General features: G+C 56.0%; 1 protein-coding gene. It reads right to left on the bottom strand.

Translation table 11 applies throughout. The features are described 5' to 3' along the window. Positions 1-377: hypothetical protein (locus N8L39_RS09270; protein ID WP_261039371.1), on the bottom strand; the 377-nt coding region annotated here is incomplete at both ends.

Raw genomic sequence — 377 nt, 5'->3', positions numbered from 1 at the left:
GCGCTTGTTGAGGCTGACGTAGACGCTACGGCGCTTGTGCTGGCTGAAGTAGAGGCTACTGCACTTGTTGAAGCTGACGTAGACGCTACGGCACTTGTTGATGCTGACGTTGAGGCTACCGCACTTGTTGACGCTGAGGTAGACGCTACGGCGCTAGTAGATGCTGAGGTAGACGCTACGGCACTGGTGCTGGCTGAGGTAGACGCTACTGCACTTGTTGATGCTGAGGTAGACGCTACTGCACTTGTGCTTGCTGACGTAGACGCTACGGCACTGGTGCTGGCTGACGTAGACGCTACTGCACTTGTTGATGCTGACGTTGAGGCTACCGCACTTGTTGACGCTGAGGTAGACGCTACGGCGCTAGTAGATGCTGA

The sequence above is a fragment of the Streptococcus mitis genome, assembly GCF_946190285.1.
GTDB classification, from domain to species: Bacteria; Bacillota; Bacilli; order Lactobacillales; family Streptococcaceae; genus Streptococcus; species Streptococcus mitis_CP.
The sequence above is the reverse complement of the archived record's forward strand: the minus strand, read 5'-3'. Positions and strand labels throughout refer to the sequence as shown.